Source organism: Methanobrevibacter sp., from assembly GCF_045126245.1.
Taxonomy (GTDB): domain Archaea; phylum Methanobacteriota; class Methanobacteria; order Methanobacteriales; family Methanobacteriaceae; genus Methanocatella.
The window spans coordinates 1-3,806 of record NZ_JBGVOG010000021.1 but is presented as its reverse complement, the minus strand read 5'-3'; the positions used below and the strand labels follow the sequence as shown (position 1 = coordinate 3,806).

The 3,806-nt window shown below is 38.1% G+C and carries 4 protein-coding genes and 1 tRNA gene; 2 read left to right on the top strand and 3 right to left on the bottom strand.

What is annotated here, in order from left to right:
- The coding region (locus ACJMLZ_RS01710; protein WP_405303659.1) for a cation-translocating P-type ATPase at positions 1 to 1,939 on the top strand (1,939 nt) is incomplete at its 5' end.
- Positions 1,936 to 2,727: a precorrin-6A reductase gene (cobK, locus tag ACJMLZ_RS01705; protein ID WP_405303658.1), complete on the top strand. Its 792-nt coding sequence runs from the start codon at positions 1,936 to 1,938 to the stop codon at positions 2,725 to 2,727. The genes ACJMLZ_RS01710 and cobK, both read left to right, overlap by 4 nt.
- Positions 2,728 to 2,736: 9 nt before the next feature.
- On the opposite strand, the gene ACJMLZ_RS01700 is transcribed toward cobK, so the two are convergent.
- From ACJMLZ_RS01700 to ACJMLZ_RS01690, 3 genes are all read right to left on the bottom strand, one after another.
- A tRNA-Ser gene (locus ACJMLZ_RS01700) sits at positions 2,737 to 2,820 on the bottom strand.
- A 34-nt stretch (positions 2,821 to 2,854) separates the two neighbouring features.
- Positions 2,855 to 3,163 carry a 30S ribosomal protein S10 gene (gene rpsJ, locus ACJMLZ_RS01695; protein ID WP_042691424.1) on the bottom strand — a complete coding sequence of 103 codons (309 nt, stop codon included), beginning with the start codon at positions 3,161 to 3,163 and terminating at the stop codon, positions 2,855 to 2,857.
- A 67-nt stretch (positions 3,164 to 3,230) separates the two neighbouring features.
- On the bottom strand, positions 3,231 to 3,806 hold a 576-nt coding region (locus ACJMLZ_RS01690; protein ID WP_405303657.1), incomplete at its 5' end, for an elongation factor 1-alpha C-terminal domain-related protein.

Here is a 3,806-nt window from a genome sequence, read left to right as displayed (position 1 = left end):
TAAAAAAGAAGTGAATGACAAAGTATTTATGGACTCCAACATACTTTCAGGCCATGGTATGGGAATAGTCGAGAAAATCGGAATGGAAACCGAAATCGGCAAAATTGCAGATATAATACAGGAAGAAAGCGATGAAACCCCCCTAAAGCAAAGGGTTGGAAAACTTGGAAAAATATTGTCTGCAATAGCCATTGTTGTGTGTATCGGCATTTTTATTTTGGAACTCCTGCAGGGAACAGAACTTGTTGAAACATTTATGACCGCAGTTTCACTTGCAGTTGCGGCAATTCCTGAAGGTTTGCCTGCAGTTTTAACATTGACTCTGGCTTTAGGCATGCAGGAAATGGCAAAATCCAATGCAATTGTAAAAAGACTCCTGTCAGTCGAAACCCTCGGATCATGTACAATCATCTGCAGTGACAAGACAGGAACATTAACCGAAAACAAGATGAGTGTTGTTGAAAGCTTCTATACAAACAGGGAAAAAACGATGATTATTGGTAAGCTATGCAATAATGCCCTCATCAGCGAAGGAGAAATCATAGGTGACCAAACCGACAGAGCCATATTAAGACACACAAACAGCACCAAAATCCAACTTGAGAGGGTTGATGAAATTCCATTTGACAGCAATCGTAAAATGATGACTACTATACATAGACTAGATGATGGAAAAAATATTGTTTTGACAAAAGGTGCTCCAGAAATAGTTATAGATAAATGCAAATACATAGATTACGATGGAAGTATTGAAATAATTAACGATGAAATTAAGGAAACGCTATCTAAAAAAATTAGTGACATGAGCAGCAATGCATTAAGGGTAATCGGGTTTGCATACAAAAACGATGATGGCAAAGAAAGGGAAGACAATCTGATATTTACAGGATTGCTTGGGTTAATTGATCCACCAAGACCAACCGCCAAAAAGGCAGTCCAGGACTGTATCAATGCAGGAATAGACGTAATCATGATTACAGGAGACCACGAAAAGACCGCATGCTCCATTGCAAAGTATTTAGGTATCTTAACAACAGGAAGAGTAATTACAGGCAATGAACTCTCAAAGCTAAGCGATGAGGAATATCTGGAAATTGTAAAGGACATTAAAGTTTATGCAAGGGTTAAACCTTCACAAAAAATGAGAATTGTGGAAACCCTTAAAAAATTGGACAACATTGTTGCAATGACAGGTGACGGAGTAAATGATGCTCCAGCACTTAAAAAGGCATCAATCGGAGTTGCAATGGGAAACGGCACTGACGTAGCAAAGGAATCTGCCGACATGATTTTGCAGGACAATGACTTTACGACAATCGTCAAGGCGGTCAAGGAAGGAAGAAAAATATTTGACAACATCAAAAGATTTGTAAAGTTCCAAGTTTCCACAAATGTTGGAGCCATTCTAACAATAGTCGGAACATCACTGTTGTCCCTTCCAATCCCGTTCAACCCTGTCCAATTGCTTTGGCTGAATATTGTGATGGACGGACCCCCCGCCCAAACATTAGGAATGGAAGGCAGCGAAAGGGACATCATGCAGCGCCCTCCAGAAACCGGAGACATTCTGACAAAAAATACCCTGCTTCAAATATTCATAACAGGCCTTGTAATGGCCATTGGAACAATTTGCGTATATGCCTATGCATTAAGTACAGAGATTCCAACAAGAAAAGCAATGACAATAGCATTCACATTGTTTGTAATGTACCAGCTATTCAATGCATATAACGGAAAGGCCGACTCAGACAAATCAAGCAAATATCTGTATATGGGAATTTTATTGTCATTCATACTTCAGATATTGATCATATACCTTCCGCAACTGCAGATTGTATTTAGAACAACATCAATTGGCTTGATGGACTGGATAGTAATCATTATTGTAGCAGTTACAATCATAGCTTCCGATAAAATAATGAACAAAGTGATAAAATGAAGATATTTTTATTAGGCGGTACAAAAGACTCAATCAACATCATAAAACATATCAAAGAAAATTACAATGCACATATCCTTACAACCACAACTACCGAATATGGTGCAAAGCTCGCCCGTGAAGGCGGAAGCGATGAAACAATTGCAAAGCCACTTCTCAAAAATGAAATAATGGAAATATTAACCAAGGGTCATTTTGATTTGCTGATTGATGCAACGCACCCTTTCGCATCACACATCACACAAACCAGCGTTAGCATTAAAAATGAATTGGAAATGCCATACATTCGCTTTGAAAGACCTACCACCAACTTTGAAAATATGGATACATCACATATACGCTATGTAAATTCATTTGACGAAGCGGGAAAATTAATCAAAGACGAATTCCATGAAGGTAATGTCCTGCATTTTGCAGGAGCCAACACAATGGAGGACGTTCTGAAATATGTGCCTTCAGAAAGATTCTATCCAAGGATTTTAAAGGTGGAAAGCTCTCTTGAAAAATGTGAAAAACTAAATGTGGATCCGAATCACATAATTCCAATGACCGGTGCCGCCACAAAAGAGGAAAACCTTGAATTGATTGAAAAATATGGTGCCTGTGTAATGATTACCAAGGAAAGCGGCGAAATCGGTGGAGTTATTGAAAAAATAGAAGCCGCCAATGAAAAAGACATTGCAGTGATCATGATTCAAAGACCAAAAATAGATAATTTGAATAAAAATGATATTGTATCTAATTTGGATGAATTAGATATAAAACTAAATACTTTTTTTAAGAAATAGATTAAATAACGCCGAGACTGGGATTTGAACCCAGGCGAGGGTTACCTCACAGGATTTCAAGTCCTGCGCCTTACCAGACTAGACTATCTCGGCATATGAAAGGAATATTTAGAAGGATTCTAAATATTTATCCTTTAAGTTCAATTTCAATACTTACATTATCCGGAACGTTGACTTTCATAACTTGTCTCATAGCACGTTCATCAGCTCCAATACCGATTAAACGTTTGTGAATCCTGAGTTCCCATTTTTCCCAAGAAGCTTTACCTTCTCCATCTGGAGATTTTCTTGTAGGTACAACTAATTTTTTAGTTGGTAATGGAATAGGACCAGATAAGTCAACACCAGTTCTTTCAGCAATTTTTTTGAGTTGATCACATACGTATGCTAATTTTTCTGGGTCTGTTCCAGTAAGCTTAATTCTTGCTTGATTCATTTATTTTCCTCCAAAAAACAAAAAGAAAAGAAAGTATAATAATACTTTCTAGTTATTGTTTACAAACTTATTTTGCTGGGGTAACTTTAAGACATAAACCTGCAGCAACAGTTTGACCCATATCTCTGATAGCGAATCTTCCCATAGGAGGAATGTTTTTAGCTTCTTCCATAACCATAGGTTTGGTAGGTTTGATTTGTACAATAGCAGCGTCACCAGTTTTGATGAAATCTGGTTTATCTGGTAAAGGTTGACCGGTAGCAGGGTCAATTTTGGAAGTTAAGTCTAAGAAAGTACATGCAGTTTGGGAAGTGTGACAGTGGAATACAGGAGTGTATCCAACGGTGATTACACCAGGGTGTTGTAATACAACAACTTGTGCAGTAAATTCTTTAGCAACAGTAGGAGCATCGGAAGTGTGTCCAGCTACGTCTCCTCTTCTGATATCGTTTTTACCTACACCTCTTACGTTGAATCCGATGTTGTCACCAGGTTCAGCCATTTCGAATACTTCGTGGTGCATTTCGATGGATTTTACTTCACCGGAAGCTCCAGCAGGTTCGAAGATAACGTTTTCACCTTTTTTCATTACACCAGTTTCAACTCTTCCTACAGGTACGGTTCCTACACCAGTAATGGAGTA